Origin of the sequence: Caloramator sp. Dgby_cultured_2 (genome assembly GCF_028872215.1) — a bacterium.
Classification (GTDB): Bacteria; Bacillota; Clostridia; order Clostridiales; family Caloramatoraceae; genus Caloramator; species Caloramator australicus.
Genome location: NZ_CP118396.1, coordinates 470,001 through 486,744 on the forward strand (window position 1 = coordinate 470,001; position 16,744 = coordinate 486,744).

The following is a 16,744-nucleotide window of genomic DNA, read 5'->3' on the forward strand; positions in this document are numbered from 1 at the left end:
CGTGTCCAAGATGTTTAATTATATATCTTAATTTAGGGTAATTTAGAAAAATATGCTCCTATTATGGTAGACAGTTAATACTAGGCTGTCAAACATAATAAGGAGCATATTTTTTATAGCGTATGAATTATGGATTATCTAATTTAGTAAAATCTTACATGAATAATGTTGAAGTTTTAACATAAAATGTTACAATAAAATTAGAAAAATGTAAAAATTAAAAGGAGGGAGGTTATATGCAAAATGAAACCTCACCAATAATAATATGGACCTTTATAAGTGAATGCCCTATTCCTGACGATGTTAAGGATTTACTTGTAGAGGGTGAAGAGGCAATTGCAGCATATAAAACATTGCGAGATAGTGCAATCTTTACAAACAAGAGATTAATAGTAAGAGACGCGCAGGGATTAACTGGAAAGAAAGTAGAGATATATTCTTTACCCTATTCATCAATAAATATGTGGTCAACAGAAAATGCAGGAAGATTTTTGGATTTTAGTGCAGAAGTTGAATTGTGGACAAGAGCTGGACATATAAAAATAAATTTAAACAAAGGTGTTGATATAAGAAAATTTGACAAGTTAATTGCCAATGCAGTGTTGACTAAAAAATAACTTTGGTAAGTTATATTCAAGTAATTTTTATGGTAATTTTACACTCCTTATAAAAGCTGCTTTGAAACGATTCATATAGTATTACTTTTTATTGATATATCATAAAATCAATTTGTTAGATTTAAATGAAAATTTTGTATTTATTAAGAATTACAAAAATATTTATATTAGTAAAAGAAATTAATTGGGGGATAATTTATGCCAGAAAAGCTAAGAGGTTTAACGGAAATAATATTTAATTTAACTTATCTATTTCTTATATGGTTAATGGTTATTAGTATGAAATTAAAAGAAAAGAGTTTACCAAAAGAAAATAAGAAGGTTGGCGAATACTTGCTTTTAGCATTTTTCCTACTTGCATTAGGAGATACAGGACACGTTGGATTTAGAGCTTATGCATACATGCTTGGGGGCTTGAAAAATATCCATCCCTAGTAGGATATGGTGCTTTAGCTACAGCTATTACTGTAACATTGTTTTATATTGCTTTTTTATATATTTGGAAATATAGATTTAAAAGGGAATTTGGAGTATTCCAGTATTTTCTCATAGCAGCAGGCATTCTAAGATTAATTATTTTACTTTTCCCACAAAACAATTGGTCTAGCTTAAATCCGCCGTATACTTGGTCTTTGATTAGAAATGCACCTCTTGTAGTTCAAGGTTTAGGAGTTGCATTTTTAATTTATAACGATGCTAGGAGACTGAAGGACAATACCTTTAAATGGATAAGTATTATGATATTTATATCGTATGCTTGTTATATGCCAGTCATACTTTTCTACAATGTTTATCCTATGATAGGCCTTTTGATGATGCCCAAAACTGTTGCGTATCTAATAGCTGGATATATAGGATATAGAGGGATATACTTCAAAAATATTCTTAAAGCAGTTGATTAATATTATCGAATTAACAATGCATTACAAACAATAATAATAGATGGAACTTTAGAAAAATTTTGAAGCACTTTATTGAATATTTTAATATTCAATAAAGTGCTTTTTAAACTTATTTTAATAATCCAGATAATATTGGACGTCCTGTTCTACCTGTTTGTGAGTTACTTGGAATTACATATACTTGATCTCCAACTGATAATAATGGAAAAAGCGTTATACTTCCTATCCATAAACTAAAAAATTGGCTAGGGCAACGATTTAAAGAAAAACCATATCCTCCAACTCCAGGAATTCCTACAAAGCCATCATATCCATCGAAATTACCGAAGGTTGATGGTGGGGGCAAGTTAATTCCAGCTATTGTAAGTTGATGTTCGCTGGGAGGAATTTTTGAACCATTGCACTTCCAAAAGCAATTGTCATCGCCGGATTTACTGGCCTTAATATTGAACAGCTTGGAAATTTAAGGGGAACAGGAACACAAAGGACGTCACCTGGGAATATAACATTGGGATCCGGTATGTGAAGATTATTTACAACAATTAAATCATTTGGAACCCCAATATTTTGTGCGATTTTGCTTATAGTGTCCCCTGCCTTTACAGTATAGCGATTGAATCCTAATGGGCAACTCTCTGGAACTCTTGGTTCACCAGGTTTAGGCTGAACAGGAACGCATAAAACATCCCCAGGAAAAATCTTATTGGGATCTTGTATATGAGGATTTTCAGTAATTAAAAAGTCTACGGTTACATTAAAACGTTTAGCAATCTTTTCTATTGTATCTCCAGCAACAACAGTATACCTTTGGAAACCTACACGACATCTCTCGGGAATTTGGGCACGCATATTGTCAATATCTTTGTTATTTTGATAAGAGTCGTTCCTTTTCAAAATATCACCATACAAACATATTAGTTCTATTTTATTATATGTAGGGTGAAATTTTATGTTCATGAAAAATGTATTTATCATGATAATAAAACATAGTTGACTTATTATGAATATCTATAGTTAATTTTTACCACCAAATTGAAAAGGGAAATTATTTTGATAAAATTATAGTTATGAAATACGATAGGGGGATTATGGTGGATAAGAGGATATCTAAACTAATATTGTTATTTGCATTAATGCTTATTTTTTACTTTGCATATTCTATAGGATTAATTGATTCTATTAGGGATATAAATAAATTTAAAGAACTGATAAAGGATTCTGGAGGCCTTGGATATTTAATATATATTTTAGTATATATTTTGGCAGCAGTTTTTTCGCTTCCTGCTAGTGTAATAACAATTGGTGGAGGCGTTTTATTTGGACCAATAAAAGGGGCTATATTAGCTCTAATAGGTGCAACACTTGGTGCTTCTGTAGCCTTTTTGATTGCGAGATATTTTGCAAGGGATTTTATAACTAAAAATTCGGCAATAACCCTATATTCAGAAAAATTGAAATAGGGTTTGAGAAAAATGGTAGGGATTTTCTCATTTTAACGAGGCTAGTTCCAGTTTTTCCATATAATTTACAAAACTATGCCTATGGAATAACAAATATAAAGCTTTCAACCTATACTGGGATATCATTTATAACGATGGCACCAGGGGCCTTTATTTATGCATATATGGCTGGAGATATTGCACAAAATGGATTTAATAATACTCTCTTTTTAAAGTTATTAGCTGCGGGAACGATTTTATTTATTATATCCCGAATTCCTAAATTTTTAGCAAGAAAAAAGGATTTGGATTTAGGAGGAGATGATTTTGAAATTTAAACAAACAATAGCAATTTTATGGGTATTCATTATTTTGTTTACAGGATGTGCAACAAAAACATAGAAGAAAACGTTTTAGATAAAAGTTGGGATGATATTTTAAAAATTGCAAAGGGAACTACTGTAACCTTTTACGGATGGGGTGGGGATGAAAATATTAATAGATGGTTTGATGGTGTAGTTGCAAAGGAATTAAAGGAAAAATATGATATTACATTAGAGAGGGTTCCCATGCTTCCTAATGAATATTTACCTAAGCTATTAAATGAAAAACAACTAAATAGTAAAGGAACTATAGATATAGTTTGGATTAACGGAGAGAATTTCTATTCTGCCAAAAAAATGGACTTTTGTTTGGCCCCTTCACTGAAAAATTACCTAATTTTAATGCATATATAGATAAAACTTCAACAGATATTTCATATGATTTTGGATATCCTGTTGAGGGGTATGAGGCACCCTATGGAAGAGCACAAATGGTTTTGATTGCAGACACTAAAAAATAGATTTTTACCTAAAAACCATAAAGAATTTTTGAACTTGCAAAAATATCCAGGTAAAATTACATATCCAGATGTTACTGATTTTACAGGGAGTGCCTTTGTTAGAAATATAATTTGTGATATAGTGGGGGCGATGCTTTGTTAAATGTTGAACCAGAAAAAGAAAAGGTTAAAGAGATAATAAAGCCTGCATTGGAATATCTTAGGGAATTAAAGCCCTACCTTTGGAGACAAGGAAAAACCTATCCAGCTTCTATTGCACAACTTGATAATATGTTTGCCGATGGGGAAGTATATTTAACTATGAATTATGCTCCATTTCATGCGGTAACTAAAATTGAGGAGGGAATTTTCCCAAAGACGACTAGATCCTTTGTTTTTGATAAAGGAATGATTGGTAATACCCATTTTCTTGCAATTCCATTTAATGCTCCCAATAAGGCAGGTGCCTTAGTTGTAATTAACTATCTTTTATCTCCTAAGGCCCAAGCTTCAAAATATGATCCAAAGGTTTGGGGTGATTTACCTGTTGTTGATTATAAATTGATGGATGAAAATGAAAGAAGGCTATTTGATGATATAAATATTAGGGAAGGCGTAATTCATAAGGATATCCTTCTAAAACGTAGAATTCCAGAGATTAGGGCTGAACTTGTTCCAATTATAGAGGAGCTATGGAGGGAAGTTGTATTGAAAAATGAATAATTTATTAAAGAATTTATATCCTTATATTTTGTTATTACCAGTTTTGATATTTATTATTGGTATTTTTATATTTGGAATTTTATCAAGCCTTCTTCAGAGTTTGGGATATTTCCCTGCAATAGGTCTTTACACATTTACTTTAAGATATTTTAAAGATATAATTAAAAATCCAAGCTTTATAAGTTCATTGAAATTTAGTTTATATATATCATTTATTTCTTCTTTTTTGCTGTTGTTTTTGGAGTGTTATTAGCTTATTTGATTTTAAATAATAAAAATAAAATTTATAATATATATAAATTACCTATAATTGTTCCGCATACGGTTGTAGCTCTTTTGATTTTTATTTTATTTACTCAAAGCGGGTGGATTCCAAGGCTTTTTTATAATTTGGGATTTATAAGCAATATTGAGGCTTTTGATAAGGTCTTGTTTGATGCAAAAGGGGTTGGGATAATAATTGCATATACATGGAAGGGGCTCCCTTCATAACTTTGATAACTTACGACACATTGAAAAAGCAGATGTAAAATATTCAAAAATTGCAGCAAATTTAGGGGCATCGCCTTTACAGATATTTTTAAAAATTTTGCTTCCAATAACTTTGCCAACTATCCTTTTGGGATTTTTAATGCTTTTTACATTTTCGCTTGGTGCTTTTGAAATACCTTATCTATTAGGGCCATCTTCACCTAAAGCATTGCCAATAATGGCTTATATCTATTACAAAAGCATTAATTTATATGATAGACCTTATGCTATGGCTATAAACATGTTTATTACTTTTTTATCGTTAATAATTGCAATAATTTATATATTTATGCAAAGACTTGTTAAAAAATATAATAAGCTTTAGAGAGTGGGTTAACATGAAAATTAAAGGATTATTAACAGGTTTAATTATTTCACTTTTATTCTTACCAATTTTAATTATGCTTTTTGGAGTATATCAGCATCTTGGCCTTGGCCGAAGATTTTGCCTCATGATTTTACATTAAGAGCATATTTTTATATTTTTGATTCTTCTAATAAAATATTTAAAATAATGTTAAATAGCATGCTTTTATCATTTATTGTAACTGTCCTAACTCTTTTAATCAGCGTCCCTGCAGCAAGAGCTCTTGCTTTTTACAGCTTTAAGGGTAAAGAATTTATAAAGATATTAATTTTTCTTCCTTTAATCATTCCTATTCTTCCAGCAGCATTAGGTATTCACTTAATCTTTGTCAGCTTAGGATTAGCAAACACATATTTGGGTGTAGTTCTAATACATATTGTTTTAGGAATTCCTTATGGAGTTAAGATATTGACAAATGTATTTGAATTTAATGGAAATAGTTTTGAACTTCAAGCAAGAACTTTAGGAGCATCTTCATTTCAAGTTTTTAGGGATATCACTATTCCTTTAATTAAACCTGGACTTATTGTGGCAGGGAGCATTATTTATATTATATCCTTTACACAATATTTTGTAACATTTCTAATTGGTGGAGGTAGAATACTCACATATTCTATGTTGTTGTTTCCCTTTTAGAATCGGGAGATAGGACCATAGCTTCTGCATTAAGCGTAATATTTGTTTTATCTGTTTTAATTGTTTTGAAAATAACTGATATAATTTTGGGCAAATTATATGAAATAAAAAACGAATACTTAATGTAAAGTGAGGTAATTATGGCAAAAGTTCAGCTTTATAATATTAAAAAATCCTTTGGAGAAAAGAATGTCTTAAATAGTGTAAATTTAACTATCAATGAAGGAGAATTCGTAGCTTTACTTGGTCCAAGCGGATCTGGTAAAACTACACTTTTACACGTATTGCAGGAATTATTTCCTTTGATGAGGGAAGTATTTACTTTGATGGACAACAAGTTGACTTTATTCCTATAGAAAAAGAAATGCAGTTTTAGTTGACCAAAATATATTACTGTTTCCCCACATGACAGTTTATGATAATATAGCATTTGGTTTGAAAATTAGAAAAAGAGCAGAGAAGAAATACAAAATAAAGTTAAAACCTTTGTAGATATGATGGAACTTTGCGGATATGAAAATAAATATCCCCATGAGCTATCTGGAGGTCAAAAACAAAGGGTTGCTTTAGCTAGGGCTTTGGCTGTAGAGCCAAAGGTTCTTTTATTGGATGAACCCTTTTCAAAATTAGATATAGTTCTAAGAAAGAATTTACAAGAATTTGTAAGTGGGATACAAAAAAAGTTGAATATCACAACGATAATGGTTACCCATGATAAAGAAGAGGCACTTTCTTTATCCGACAGAGTAGCAATTTTGATTGAAGGCGAAATAAAGCAATATGGCTCCCCAAAGAATATATATGAGAAACCTTCATCAATGGAGGTCGCAGATTTTTGGAAGGACTAATTATTTTAAAGGCAGTATTGAAAATGGGAAATTTATAACACATTTAGGCACCTTTAACGTTAATTTGCCTGATAAAACTAAGGTGACCTTTATGTTAAGACCTGAACAAATAATTATTAGTCAAAAAGAAAAATCTTGCCTTAAAGGGAAAATAATTAAAAGCACTTATTTGGGTGATAAAGTAAATTATCTTATAGAAATAAATGGACAAATTATTTGTTGTTCAACATTAATGGACAAAAACTTTAATGAAGAAGATTACGTATATATTTCTTTAGATTTCAATAATGCAGTATATTTTAAGGAGGCATAAAATGTTAGACACAAAAGCAAGAAAAGTAGTCCAGCCTTTATTTGAAAAGGGAGCAAATTTTTTTATAAATTCAAATTTTAATGCTAACGGGGTTACTTTATTAGCTTTTGTAGTAGGATTGCTTCCTTCAATTATAATTTATTTTGAATTACCTAAAGTGTTAGCAGTATTATTCTTATGGCTATCTGGATTTTTAGATGCAGTAGATGGCACTTTAGCAAGAAAAACAAAAACCTCATCACCCTTTGGAACTGTAATGGATATAGTGTTTGACCGTTTGGTGGAAATTTCATTGATAATTTCTTTATCGATAAAGTATTCAAAAATCCTAACTTTTTTTGGCTTTAGCCTGCAGTATAATTTTATCTATGACTATATTTTTAACTGTTGGTGCTGTGTCAGAAAAAAAGGGTGAGAAGACTTTTTATTATCAGGCTGGTCTCATGGAAAGAACGGAAGGATTTATTATGTTTACTATAATGATTGTTTTTACAAAATACGTTGATATATTAGCATTGATTTTTGCTCTTTTGATATTTTATACAGCTATTCAAAGATTTAAAGAGGCGTATTGTAACTTAGCTAAATAAGGTAAATAAGGCCCCTTTTGTCGGGGCTTTTTTATTTGAAAATGTTTATTTGACTTATTATAATATTAAATGTTAAATCTATTTAACAAATATAATCACGTAGGAGGTTTATTCATGAAAAAATTTAACGACGTTTTAGTAATTGGACTTGCACTTTTTGCAATGTTTTTGGAGCAGGTAATTTAATTTTTCCGCCATTTATAGGATTGCTTACGGGCAGTAAATGGTATTTAGCACTATTAGGTTTTGCACTTACAGGCATCGGCTTACCACTGATTGGAATCATTGTAATGTCAAAAACGAAGGAAACTTTGAGAAATTTGCTGGGAAAGTAGGAAATTCTTTTAGTAAATGGTTAGGCGTAATAATAATGTTAGCAATTGGTCCATTATTAGCAATACCTAGAACAGGGGCAACTACATATGAGATGGGGATAAAACCTATTTTTCCAAATGTTAATCCATATTTAGCTACCACTATATTTTTGCGATAAATTTATATTTTGCAATAAATCCATCTTCCGTTATTGATAAGATTGGGAAAATATTAACACCTATTTTGTTACTGATGCTATCAATTGTTATAGTAAAAGGAATACTTTCCCCAATAGGAATTCCTATAACTACAGATATATCAAATCCATTTTCAAGGGCTTTTATAGAGGGTTATCAAACTATGGATGCTTTAGCATCAACAGTATTTTCAGGTATCGTTATTGCAAGCGTTGTAAGTAAAGGATATACTAATAAAAAGGAACAAATAAAACTTACGGTTTTATCTGGTGCTATTGCTGCCTTTGGACTTTTAATTGTTTATGGGGGACTTATGTATTTAGGCGCAACGGCATCAGGATTGTTTAATGGTGAAATATCTAAAACAGAATTAACAATCGCAATTACTGAAATAATATTAGGTAACTTTGGGAAGATTGCTCTTGGGCTTGCTGTTGGATTTGCTTGTCTTACTACATCTGTTGGTCTTACAGCAACTGCAGGAGAATTTTTTCAAAGCTAACTAAAAACAGATTAACCTATAAATCTGTTGTAATTGCAGTTACTATTTTTAGTGCTATTATTTCTAATTTTGGAGTGGAAAAAATAGTTAAAATTGCGGTCCCATTGCTTGTTACAGTTTATCCGGTGGTTATAGTTCTTATTATATTAAATATTTTCGATGAGTTTATAAAGAATAAAAATGCTTATGCGGTAGCAGTTTATATTACTTTGATAATAAGCATAATTGATGGGCTTGCAGCTATTGGTTTCAAATTACAAGATGTTCAAAATTTATTATATAAACTACCTTTTGCAATTTCAGGCTTTGGATGGCTAATACCAGCTTTAATTGCTTTTCTAGTAGCCACGTTATTTAGCGGACATAGAATTAGAAAAAACAACATTAATTGGATTAGGAGTTGTTTTGCTTGAATGAGTTTTTCCTAAAATCATTCCTGAATTTACTGTGTTTAAATTTTTGGCAAAAATTGCAATAAAAGCTGTAGGGCTTTTGGGATATTACTTTTTCTTTATAGGATTGACTGTATTTATATGTTTAAAGTATGCATATAAGGCACTACAAGACGACCATATGGAGACATTTGTGTTAATTATTATATTTATGCTAATTTTGATTGGCGGTATAATAGCCTTAGTGAACAGCTAAGGCTATTTTTATAAAAATAACAAAAATTAAATTAAATTTTATGTTGTAAAAAGTCACAAATGTATAATTTAAATAAACAAGAGATTAATTTTATTTAACAAAGGAGTGAATTTTCTAATGAAGATTGCTTTAATTGCACATGATAAGAAAAAGGATGATATGGTAAGCTTTGTAAAGAAATATATTGATATCTTTGACAAACACGAATTATTTGCAACGGGGACGACAGGGATGTTGATTGCTGAGGCTACTGGCCTTAATGTTCACAGGTTTCTATCAGGGCCCTACGGTGGTGACCAACAAATTGGAGCACTAGTTGCTCAAGGGGATATAGATATGGTTATATTCTTAAGGGATCCTTTAACAGCTCAGCCACATGAACCGGATGTTACAGCCCTTCTAAGAATTTGTGATGTTCATGATGTCCCACTTGCTACAAATCTTAAAACAGCGGAATTGTTTTTAAAGTATTTGAAAAGCAATTAAAACAAGTAAGATTTCTAATTTATTGGGAGGGGCATTTGTATGGCCACACTCGAAGATTTTATGAAATTAGATATTAGAGTTGGTGAAATAATAAAAGTTGAATATTTCAAAAAGGCTAAAAAACCTGCCTATAAATTATGGATAGATTTTGGAAAGGAAATTGGTATAAAAAAATCTAGTGCACAAATTACTGAATGCTATAAAGAAGATGAACTTATTGGCAAGCAGGTTTTAGGTGTAGTTAATTTTCCACCAAAGCAAATTGCAGATTTTATATCTGAGGTTTTGGTTTTAGGAGTATATGCAGAGCAAGGGGTTGTATTAATTCAGCCTGAACGTCCGGTTGATAAAGGAGATAAGTTAGGATGAATTTTAAATTTGAATATTCATAAAATTGATATTTTTAAAACTTTATTTACAAACCTTGACAAATTGTCGATTTTATAACAAAATATTTACTATATAACTCAATATGCGTTGGTCATGATAGAGGCGCGGTGCCTAAGAGCATGTATCTGAGGTAAGCACGATGAGGATATAGGAAAGGAGTCACCGCCGAAGCGTAGAGCTGAAGCTTTAAGGCTCTATGGCTGGGGCTACATAGAACATATGTAGCACTGTCACAAACGCATTGTTTGTGGAGAGCTATCATGCAAGGACAGGATGTATATTTTTGGACATCTTATGTCTTGCTGTGATGGACTCTCCTCCTAGAAAAATATTAAAAAAGGAGGAGTTTTTTTATGTTAGGAATTTTTACACTTTTACCACCCCTTGTTGCCATTATCTTGGCATTTAGAACCAAAAATGTAGTATTATCCCTTTTGATTGGTGTTCTTACCGGAACATATCTTTTAAGTTTGCCTTCCCATGGATTTGTTTTAAGCTTTTTCTATGCATTTTTAGGCCTAGTCGATAAGATTTTAAATTCCCTTGCTGATAAATGGAATGCGGGGGTTATCCTGCAATGCCTTACGATTGGAGGTTTAATTGCTGTTGTATCGAGGATGGGCGGAGCAAAGGCAATTGCAGAATCCCTCTCTAAAAGAGCTAAAACAGCTAAGAGTGCACAAATAATAACATGGCTTCTTGGAATATTAGTTTTCTTCGATGACTATGCTAATTCGTTGATTGTAGGACCTATTATGAGGCCAGTAGCAGATAAGATGAAAATATCAAGAGAGAAATTATCATTTATAATAGATGCAACAGCAGCACCTATTGCAGGAATTGCAATAATCTCAACATGGGTTGGTTATGAAATAAGCCTTATTAAAAATGGTTATTCTCAAATTGGACAAGATGTTAATGCCTTTGGGGTTTTTGTTTCAACAATTCCTTATAGATTTTATAATATATTTATATTGCTATTCATTGTTTTGACAGCACTTCTTGCAAGGGAATTTGGCCCCATGCTTGATGCAGAAAGAAGGGCAAGGATATTAGGAAAGGTTCTTGCAGATGATGCAAAGCCGATGGTTTCAAATGAAACATCAAACCTTGAACCTAAGGAAGGGATTAAGTTAAGCATTTGGAATGCAATAATTCCAATAGGTTCATTGATATTATTTGCCTTTTTAGGATTTTATTATAGCGGCTATACAGGGATAATGTCTGGCGACGATAAGGAGCTTATTAAGCTTATAAAAAATACACCATTATCCTTTGATTCAATAAGAGAAATATTCGGAGCTTCCGATGCTAGTGTTGTTCTTTTCCAATCAGCCTTGTTATCCAGTATAATTGCGATTATAATGGCTGTAAGTCAAAGAATTATGACATTAAGTGAAGCAATAGATACTTGGATAGAGGGTGTAAAATCACTTATTATAACTGGAGTTATATTGCTGCTTGCATGGTCCCTTTCAGGAACAATAAAGGAACTTGGAACGGCAAAATACTTAGCAAGTATATTATCTGGAGCTATTCCAAAGTTTTTACTTCCAAGTTTAATTTTTATATTAGGTTCTATAATTTCCTTTGCAACTGGGACATCTTATGGAACGATGGGAATTTTAATGCCCCTTGTTATTCCGTTAGCCAATAGCATTTCGCCTGATGCAACCTATATGACAAGTGAGCATAGGAGCAGTTTTAACAGGGGCTATATTTGGAGATCATTGTTCTCCTATTTCAGATACAACAATACTTTCTTCCATGGGTTCTATGTGTGACCATCTTCACCATGTAAGAACGCAGTTATATTATGCAATTACAATTGCTATCGTTACGGTTCTTTTTGGATATTTACCAGTATCTTTTAATGTTCCTGTAGTTTTAGTATTATTATTGGGCAGCTTTGTATGTTATTTGTTGGTTCGTTTTGTTGGAAGTCCAGTTGAAGAAATCGAAGTAGAGGCTATAAATGAAAGTATTAATTTATAAAAAGGAGCTTTAAATTGGGCTCCTTTTCTTTTTGTGCTATAATTAACTTAAGTATTAAACTAAGGGGAATTTTAGATGAAGGATATGAAAATTTATAATATAATTTTTCCATTGTGGTTTGTTTTGTTTTTGCCACCAATTATACTTTTAACTTTAATTGGAAATTTTATAATCGATAGTTTAGTTGTTATATTTTGTTTTTATATGTATAGGCTAAGCAGGGAAGGATATGAACTTGGGAGTTTTTATAAAAATAACATAGTCAAAGTGTGGCTGTTTGGATTTTTAGGAGATGCTATTGGAGCAGCAGTTTTGTTTTTAATTCAAATGATGACATATATTTTTAACTAAACAGCAACAGAAGTCGTCCACTTCTGTAAGTGGGTGATGAATGTTGCTTGATAATTCCTTACTTGTAGAAACAGAAGTAGAAGAACTTCCTGATACAGAGTTGTCTAAGTTTATAAATGTATATAAAAGTGCTTCATCAAGATTGATAAAGAAAGAGTATCCTAAAATAAAAGAGCAATTATGGAAAAAATATTTTTGGTCAAGAAGCTACTGTTTACTTACAACAGGTGGGGTTTCAATTGAAGTAATTGAAAAATATATAGAAAAGCAAGGGAAGGAGGTGTAACTTTGCTAAAGGCTTATAAATACAGGATATATCCAACAAAAGAACAAGAAGAATATTTTGCTAAAGTATTTGGTTGTGTAAGATTTATATACAACAAAATGCTACATGACAAAATAGAATACTATAAAAAAACAGGAGAAATGCTAAACAATACACCTGCACAATATAAAAAGAATATTCTTTTCTAAAAGAAGTAGATAGTCTTGCACTTTCCAACGCACAACTTAATTTAGAAAAAGCATATAAAAAATTCTTTAGAGATAAAAAAACAGGATTTCCAAAGTTCAAGAAAAAGAAAGGTTACCAGTCTTATACTACAAATAATCAAAATGGAACAGTAACACTTGAAGGTAGTTATCTAAAAGTTCCAAAGTTAAAGACAAAAATAAAAATAAAACAACACAGACAATTTGAAGGAAAAATTAAATTCGTAACTATATCAAAAACGCCAACAGGCAAATATTATGCTTCTATACTTGTAGAAGAAGAAATTAAAGAATTACCTAAAATAGATAAAAAAGTAGGTATAGATTTAGGAATTAAAGAATTTGCTATTTTATCTGATGGAACAAAGGTAGAAAATCCAAAATGGTTAAGAAAAACAGAAAAAAGAATTAAAATTACACAAAAATCATTATCAAGAAAGCAAAAGCAAAGTAAAAACTATGAAAGGACAAGACAAAAACTTGCAAAACTACACGAAAAAATATCAAATCAAAGAAAAGATTTTCTTCACAAATTATCTTCTAAAATTATACACGAAAACCAAGTGATAGTTTTAGAAGATTTACAGGTAAAGAATATGCAACAAAATCATAAATTAGCCAAAGCAATAACAGAAGTATCATGGGCAGAATTTAGAAGGATGTTAGAATATAAAGCAAGATGGTATGGCAGAGAAATAATAATAGCACCACAAAATTATGCATCAAGTCAAACATGTAGTGAATGTGGATATAAAAATCCTGATGTAAAGAATTTAGCATTGAGAGAATGGAAATGTCCAAAATGTGGTGCAGTTCATGATAGAGATATAAATGCAAGCAAGAATTTGCTAAAATTAGCCATGTGATTGGTATATATGGGGAAGGAACAGCCCTTTGAGCGTGGGATAACTTACTCCGCTTTGAGTATTGACCACGAAGCCACCACTTCTATAAGTGGGGGTAGTTCACAAGATAGTCAGGAGAAGGTCAGAGAGTATCTTTTATCAAAAGGTATAAACAAAAAGATATGATTTTTTCTTCTATTGTTACGATGACAAATTACGAGATACTTCCTAACGGAATGCAATCAACAAAAATAGAAAGCTACAGATTATCTCAAACAATAGAGATAACTTCTAATGATGTAGATGAACTTACTAAAATATCTAGGGAGGCTACAGAACTTATAAATTTAGGAGTTCAGTTTGAATCTTATCCTCCACAATATTATTACACAAAAATTGCTGACTTAAAGGTGGATATGTTAGGGCTTGCAACCAAGGATGCAATGCAAAGAGCAGAACAAATTGCCAAAAATACAGGGATTAAAATAGGCAAGTTAAAATCAGCGAAAATGGGTGTTTTTCAAATTACAGCACCTTATTCTACGGAAGTATCCGATTACGGAATATTCGATACTATGTCAATAAATAAAGAGATAACAGCCGTAGTAAATTGTGAGTTTGAAATAAAGGATTAAAAAAAGTAGGCACTTTATTTAAAGTAAAGTGCCTACTTTAATTCGGTTAATGGTTTAAACTCATATCCTAATTCGTGAAGTTTATCTATTATGGTTTCCAAAGCCTCGGTATTGCTTTTAGATACAGCATGAAGGAGCATTATTTCTCCATTGTGATATCTATTCATAACCCTTTCAATTGTTACTTCTACAGGCGGCTGCTCATTAACAAGCCAATCTTTGTGGGCAAAGCTCCAAAATACAGTTTTATATCCTAATTTTTGAGTATAATAGAGGGATCTTTCGCTAAATTTACCCATAGGTGGCCTAAAAAATTTTGGCATTTCCTGCCCAGTAACCTCTTTAAAGGCTAATTCAGTATCTTCAATTTCCTTTTTAAATTTATTAAAATCTGTAGCCTTAGAAGGCATAGATGGATGGGTAGAACTATGGTTACCGACAACGTGCCCTTCTTCAACCATTCTTTTAATAAGTTCTTTGTTTTGGTTAATATACGGTCTTGTTACAAAAATGCAGCCTTTACGTTTTTCTTTTTAAGATATCTAAAATTTGAGAGGTATAGCCATTTTCATAACCTTCATCAAAGGTAAGGTAAATTTCTTTTTGGTTGTATCTCCTAGATAATAGGCATCATATTTTTTAAACATTTCTTGCATTGCCTTTGGTATTTCAGGGGGCATATGGTTTCTGCTGGGTGAAAGTCCAAAATCGTATTCTTTATTGTCGATCATCTCATTATCAGTTTTCTTTACTGTTTCTAAATCTTTTACGTCTTCAGGTGAGGTCTCATTGATAACTTTATTGCTTTCATTTCCTGTTATGCTTTTTGTTTCCTCTTTAATCTCTTTATTTTGCTCATTTAAACTTGGAGGCTTTGGTGAATTTTTTGCTATATCTAAAGGTTTACTTTTACAAGATGTTAACATAAATAATGCAATTATAAGTGAAAGAAATCTTTTCATCGGTCTTCTCCTTTCTTTTGCTTTTAAACTTATTTTGCATCAAAAGGCATATAATTATCAACAGGATAAAAATAGAAATTTTATTGATTTAATAAAAAACTCCACCATTTGCCTGGTGGAGTTTTTTTATTTTGCCCTTGTTCTTTCTCTATTTCCAAATAAAGTTCCAATGTAAATTGTCAAAGGAATAGCAATAACATGGAGTATAATCCAATAAGTCCATCCCATTCTTGGAGTATACATATTTATACCTCCCTATTTCTTTCTCTTCTTATCATTGAACTTCCTATATAAAGAAGTAGAGGAATAGCGATAATATGAAGTAAAAGCCACCAACCCCAACCAATTGTTGGTGTAATGTTTGTCATATTTACACCTCCAAATATTATATTTCTTTTACTTATTTTTAACTAATTTTATAAAAATATTCGTTGTTAAATAAACTTTCTTAAAATTAGCTGCTTTTTAAAATTATTTTTATAAAATAGGGAAAAATATACTTGTAAACTACAAACAAAAGATATATAATATTAATAGAAAATAATTATTAATTAATATAAATTTTAAGGAGGTAACACTATGGAAAGACTAGTAGGTAAAAAAGCACCAAATTTTGAAATGAAGGCGGTTAGTGGCGACGGACAGGAATTTATAAAGGTTAAACTTGATGATTATAAAGGAAAGTGGCTTGTTATGTTCTTCTATCCACTTGATTTTACATTTGTTTGTCCAACAGAAATTACAGGTTACAGCAAGAGGGTAGATGAATTTAAAAATTAAATGCAGAGCTTCTTGCAGTAAGCACTGACAGTGAATATTCACATCAAGCTTGGATTAAGGGTGACCTTGGAAAGATCAATTTTCCACTTGCTTCTGACTTTACAAAGACAGTTTCAAGAGACTTTGGTGTGCTTGTAGAAGAAGATGGGGTTGCTTTAAGAGGATTGTTTATAATAGATCCCGAAGGAAATGTTAGATATTCTGTTATCCATGATTTAAACATTGGTAGAAGCGTTGATGAAACATTGAGAGTTCTTGCTGCACTTCAAACTGGAGGACTTTGTCCAATTGATTGGCATCCAGGTGAAGAAACTCTATAAAAGTATTGACTTTAAGTTTATGGTGTGATAAATTAAA

Annotated in this window: 24 protein-coding genes, 7 pseudogenes and 1 riboswitch; of the genes and pseudogenes, 26 read left to right on the plus strand and 5 right to left on the minus strand. The window is 31.2% G+C overall.

Annotated features, from left to right (window positions below):
- Window positions 1-236: 236 nt before the first annotated feature.
- From PWK10_RS03085 to PWK10_RS03095, 3 genes are all read left to right on the plus strand, one after another.
- Complete coding sequence (locus PWK10_RS03085; RefSeq protein ID WP_274767341.1) at window positions 237-617, plus strand: PH domain-containing protein; 381 nt, start codon at window positions 237-239, stop codon at window positions 615-617.
- 198 nt (window positions 618-815) lie between these two features.
- Window positions 816-1,052, plus strand: coding sequence for a hypothetical protein (locus PWK10_RS03090; RefSeq protein WP_274767342.1), 237 nt, complete (start codon window positions 816-818; stop codon window positions 1,050-1,052).
- A 38-nt stretch (window positions 1,053-1,090) separates the two neighbouring features.
- Entirely contained in the window at window positions 1,091-1,519 is a 429-nt protein-coding gene (locus tag PWK10_RS03095; protein WP_274767343.1) for a hypothetical protein, read from the plus strand.
- Between the two features lie 109 nt (window positions 1,520-1,628).
- On the opposite strand, the gene PWK10_RS03100 is transcribed toward PWK10_RS03095, so the two are convergent.
- Window positions 1,629-1,865, minus strand: coding sequence for a hypothetical protein (locus PWK10_RS03100; protein WP_274767344.1), 237 nt, complete (start codon window positions 1,863-1,865; stop codon window positions 1,629-1,631).
- A gap of 11 nt (window positions 1,866-1,876) precedes the next feature.
- The gene (locus tag PWK10_RS03105; RefSeq protein WP_274767345.1) at window positions 1,877-2,413 is read right to left on the minus strand and encodes a LysM peptidoglycan-binding domain-containing protein; all 537 of its coding nucleotides are present in this window, start codon (window positions 2,411-2,413) and stop codon (window positions 1,877-1,879) included.
- A gap of 197 nt (window positions 2,414-2,610) precedes the next feature.
- On the opposite strand from PWK10_RS03105, the gene PWK10_RS03110 reads away from it, so the two are divergent.
- The 22 genes and pseudogenes from PWK10_RS03110 (at window position 2,611) to PWK10_RS03210 (ending at window position 14,645) form a co-directional block, all read left to right on the plus strand.
- Complete coding sequence (locus tag PWK10_RS03110; protein WP_274767346.1) at window positions 2,611-2,979, plus strand: TVP38/TMEM64 family protein; 369 nt, start codon at window positions 2,611-2,613, stop codon at window positions 2,977-2,979.
- 29 nt (window positions 2,980-3,008) lie between these two features.
- Window positions 3,009-3,086, plus strand: a pseudogene (locus PWK10_RS19365) (hypothetical protein); the annotation flags it as partial.
- Between the two features lie 27 nt (window positions 3,087-3,113).
- The gene (locus PWK10_RS03115; protein ID WP_274767347.1) at window positions 3,114-3,296 is read left to right on the plus strand and encodes a hypothetical protein; all 183 of its coding nucleotides are present in this window, start codon (window positions 3,114-3,116) and stop codon (window positions 3,294-3,296) included.
- An 18-nt stretch (window positions 3,297-3,314) separates the two neighbouring features.
- Window positions 3,315-3,695, plus strand: coding sequence for a hypothetical protein (locus PWK10_RS03120; protein WP_274767348.1), 381 nt, complete (start codon window positions 3,315-3,317; stop codon window positions 3,693-3,695).
- An 87-nt stretch (window positions 3,696-3,782) separates the two neighbouring features.
- The gene (locus PWK10_RS03125; RefSeq protein WP_274767349.1) at window positions 3,783-3,944 is read left to right on the plus strand and encodes a hypothetical protein; all 162 of its coding nucleotides are present in this window, start codon (window positions 3,783-3,785) and stop codon (window positions 3,942-3,944) included.
- Entirely contained in the window at window positions 3,938-4,504 is a 567-nt protein-coding gene (locus tag PWK10_RS03130; protein WP_274767350.1) for an ABC transporter substrate-binding protein, read from the plus strand. The genes PWK10_RS03125 and PWK10_RS03130 overlap by 7 nt, the downstream gene beginning before the upstream one ends.
- 258 nt (window positions 4,505-4,762) lie before the next feature.
- Window positions 4,763-4,996 (plus strand): hypothetical protein, encoded by a 234-nt coding sequence (locus PWK10_RS03135; protein WP_274767351.1) that lies wholly within the window; start codon window positions 4,763-4,765, stop codon window positions 4,994-4,996.
- The gene (locus PWK10_RS03140; protein WP_274767352.1) at window positions 4,965-5,360 is read left to right on the plus strand and encodes an ABC transporter permease subunit; all 396 of its coding nucleotides are present in this window, start codon (window positions 4,965-4,967) and stop codon (window positions 5,358-5,360) included. Before PWK10_RS03135 ends, PWK10_RS03140 begins: the two co-directional genes overlap by 32 nt.
- Window positions 5,361-5,480: 120 nt before the next feature.
- Window positions 5,481-6,038 (plus strand): ABC transporter permease, encoded by a 558-nt coding sequence (locus tag PWK10_RS03145; protein WP_274767354.1) that lies wholly within the window; start codon window positions 5,481-5,483, stop codon window positions 6,036-6,038.
- A 140-nt stretch (window positions 6,039-6,178) separates the two neighbouring features.
- Entirely contained in the window at window positions 6,179-6,394 is a 216-nt protein-coding gene (locus tag PWK10_RS03150; protein ID WP_274767355.1) for an ATP-binding protein, read from the plus strand.
- 108 nt (window positions 6,395-6,502) lie between these two features.
- Window positions 6,503-6,886 (plus strand): ABC transporter ATP-binding protein, encoded by a 384-nt coding sequence (locus tag PWK10_RS03155; RefSeq protein WP_274768083.1) that lies wholly within the window; start codon window positions 6,503-6,505, stop codon window positions 6,884-6,886.
- A gap of 91 nt (window positions 6,887-6,977) precedes the next feature.
- Window positions 6,978-7,199, plus strand: a complete 222-nt coding sequence (locus PWK10_RS03160; RefSeq protein WP_274767356.1) for a TOBE domain-containing protein — start codon at window positions 6,978-6,980, stop codon at window positions 7,197-7,199.
- Window position 7,200: 1 nt separating this feature from the next.
- The gene (locus PWK10_RS03165) at window positions 7,201-7,614 is read left to right on the plus strand and encodes a CDP-alcohol phosphatidyltransferase family protein (protein ID WP_274767357.1); all 414 of its coding nucleotides are present in this window, start codon (window positions 7,201-7,203) and stop codon (window positions 7,612-7,614) included.
- A 28-nt stretch (window positions 7,615-7,642) separates the two neighbouring features.
- Entirely contained in the window at window positions 7,643-7,789 is a 147-nt protein-coding gene (locus PWK10_RS03170) for a hypothetical protein (RefSeq protein WP_274767358.1), read from the plus strand.
- Window positions 7,790-7,995: 206 nt separating this feature from the next.
- A pseudogene (gene brnQ / locus PWK10_RS19370) lies at window positions 7,996-9,216 on the plus strand (branched-chain amino acid transport system II carrier protein).
- Window positions 9,217-9,568: 352 nt separating this feature from the next.
- Window positions 9,569-9,937 carry a methylglyoxal synthase gene (gene mgsA, locus PWK10_RS03180; RefSeq protein WP_274767359.1) on the plus strand — a complete coding sequence of 123 codons (369 nt, stop codon included), beginning with the start codon at window positions 9,569-9,571 and terminating at the stop codon, window positions 9,935-9,937.
- A 39-nt stretch (window positions 9,938-9,976) separates the two neighbouring features.
- Window positions 9,977-10,306, plus strand: coding sequence for a tRNA-binding protein (locus PWK10_RS03185; protein WP_274767360.1), 330 nt, complete (start codon window positions 9,977-9,979; stop codon window positions 10,304-10,306).
- Window positions 10,307-10,416: 110 nt separating this feature from the next.
- A riboswitch (Lysine riboswitch) is annotated at window positions 10,417-10,593 on the plus strand.
- Between the two features lie 90 nt (window positions 10,594-10,683).
- A pseudogene (locus tag PWK10_RS03190) lies at window positions 10,684-12,322 on the plus strand (Na+/H+ antiporter NhaC family protein); the annotation flags it as partial.
- 75 nt (window positions 12,323-12,397) lie between these two features.
- Window positions 12,398-12,673 carry a hypothetical protein gene (locus tag PWK10_RS03195; RefSeq protein ID WP_274767361.1) on the plus strand — a complete coding sequence of 92 codons (276 nt, stop codon included), beginning with the start codon at window positions 12,398-12,400 and terminating at the stop codon, window positions 12,671-12,673.
- Between the two features lie 88 nt (window positions 12,674-12,761).
- Window positions 12,762-12,959, plus strand: a pseudogene (gene tnpA / locus PWK10_RS03200) (IS200/IS605 family transposase); the annotation flags it as partial.
- 2 nt (window positions 12,960-12,961) lie between these two features.
- Window positions 12,962-14,031: pseudogene (tnpB, locus tag PWK10_RS03205) on the plus strand (IS200/IS605 family element RNA-guided endonuclease TnpB).
- Window positions 14,032-14,192: 161 nt separating this feature from the next.
- Entirely contained in the window at window positions 14,193-14,645 is a 453-nt protein-coding gene (locus tag PWK10_RS03210; protein WP_274767362.1) for an SIMPL domain-containing protein, read from the plus strand.
- Between the two features lie 32 nt (window positions 14,646-14,677).
- On the opposite strand, the pseudogene PWK10_RS03215 reads toward PWK10_RS03210, so the two are convergent.
- The 3 genes and pseudogenes from PWK10_RS03215 to PWK10_RS03225 form a co-directional block, all read right to left on the minus strand.
- A pseudogene (locus PWK10_RS03215) lies at window positions 14,678-15,242 on the minus strand (polysaccharide deacetylase family protein).
- Complete coding sequence (locus tag PWK10_RS18340; protein ID WP_342455613.1) at window positions 15,188-15,607, minus strand: hypothetical protein; 420 nt, start codon at window positions 15,605-15,607, stop codon at window positions 15,188-15,190. Before PWK10_RS18340 ends, PWK10_RS03215 begins: the two are co-directional and overlap by 55 nt.
- A gap of 245 nt (window positions 15,608-15,852) precedes the next feature.
- Window positions 15,853-15,975, minus strand: coding sequence for a hypothetical protein (locus PWK10_RS03225; RefSeq protein WP_274767363.1), 123 nt, complete (start codon window positions 15,973-15,975; stop codon window positions 15,853-15,855).
- 211 nt (window positions 15,976-16,186) lie between these two features.
- Between PWK10_RS03225 and PWK10_RS03230 the strand changes: the two are divergent.
- Window positions 16,187-16,707 (plus strand): annotated as a pseudogene (locus PWK10_RS03230) (peroxiredoxin).
- Window positions 16,708-16,744: the final 37 nt, after the last annotated feature.

Coding starts and splice junctions, on each gene's coding strand:
- PWK10_RS03150 (WP_274767355.1), top strand. CDS start 6,179: ATGGCAAAAGTTCAGCTTTATAATATTAAAAAATCCTTTGGAGAAAAG.
- PWK10_RS03120 (WP_274767348.1), top strand. CDS start 3,315: ATGGGTATTCATTATTTTGTTTACAGGATGTGCAACAAAAACATAGAA.
- PWK10_RS18340 (WP_342455613.1), bottom strand. CDS start 15,607: ATGAAAAGATTTCTTTCACTTATAATTGCATTATTTATGTTAACATCT.
- PWK10_RS03160 (WP_274767356.1), top strand. CDS start 6,978: ATGTTAAGACCTGAACAAATAATTATTAGTCAAAAAGAAAAATCTTGC.
- mgsA (WP_274767359.1), top strand. CDS start 9,569: ATGAAGATTGCTTTAATTGCACATGATAAGAAAAAGGATGATATGGTA.
- PWK10_RS03225 (WP_274767363.1), bottom strand. CDS start 15,975: ATGACAAACATTACACCAACAATTGGTTGGGGTTGGTGGCTTTTACTT.
- PWK10_RS03195 (WP_274767361.1), top strand. CDS start 12,398: ATGAAGGATATGAAAATTTATAATATAATTTTTCCATTGTGGTTTGTT.
- PWK10_RS03185 (WP_274767360.1), top strand. CDS start 9,977: ATGGCCACACTCGAAGATTTTATGAAATTAGATATTAGAGTTGGTGAA.
- PWK10_RS03115 (WP_274767347.1), top strand. CDS start 3,114: ATGGCACCAGGGGCCTTTATTTATGCATATATGGCTGGAGATATTGCA.
- PWK10_RS03210 (WP_274767362.1), top strand. CDS start 14,193: ATGATTTTTTCTTCTATTGTTACGATGACAAATTACGAGATACTTCCT.
- PWK10_RS03090 (WP_274767342.1), top strand. CDS start 816: ATGCCAGAAAAGCTAAGAGGTTTAACGGAAATAATATTTAATTTAACT.
- PWK10_RS03170 (WP_274767358.1), top strand. CDS start 7,643: ATGGAAAGAACGGAAGGATTTATTATGTTTACTATAATGATTGTTTTT.
- PWK10_RS03165 (WP_274767357.1), top strand. CDS start 7,201: ATGTTAGACACAAAAGCAAGAAAAGTAGTCCAGCCTTTATTTGAAAAG.
- PWK10_RS03085 (WP_274767341.1), top strand. CDS start 237: ATGCAAAATGAAACCTCACCAATAATAATATGGACCTTTATAAGTGAA.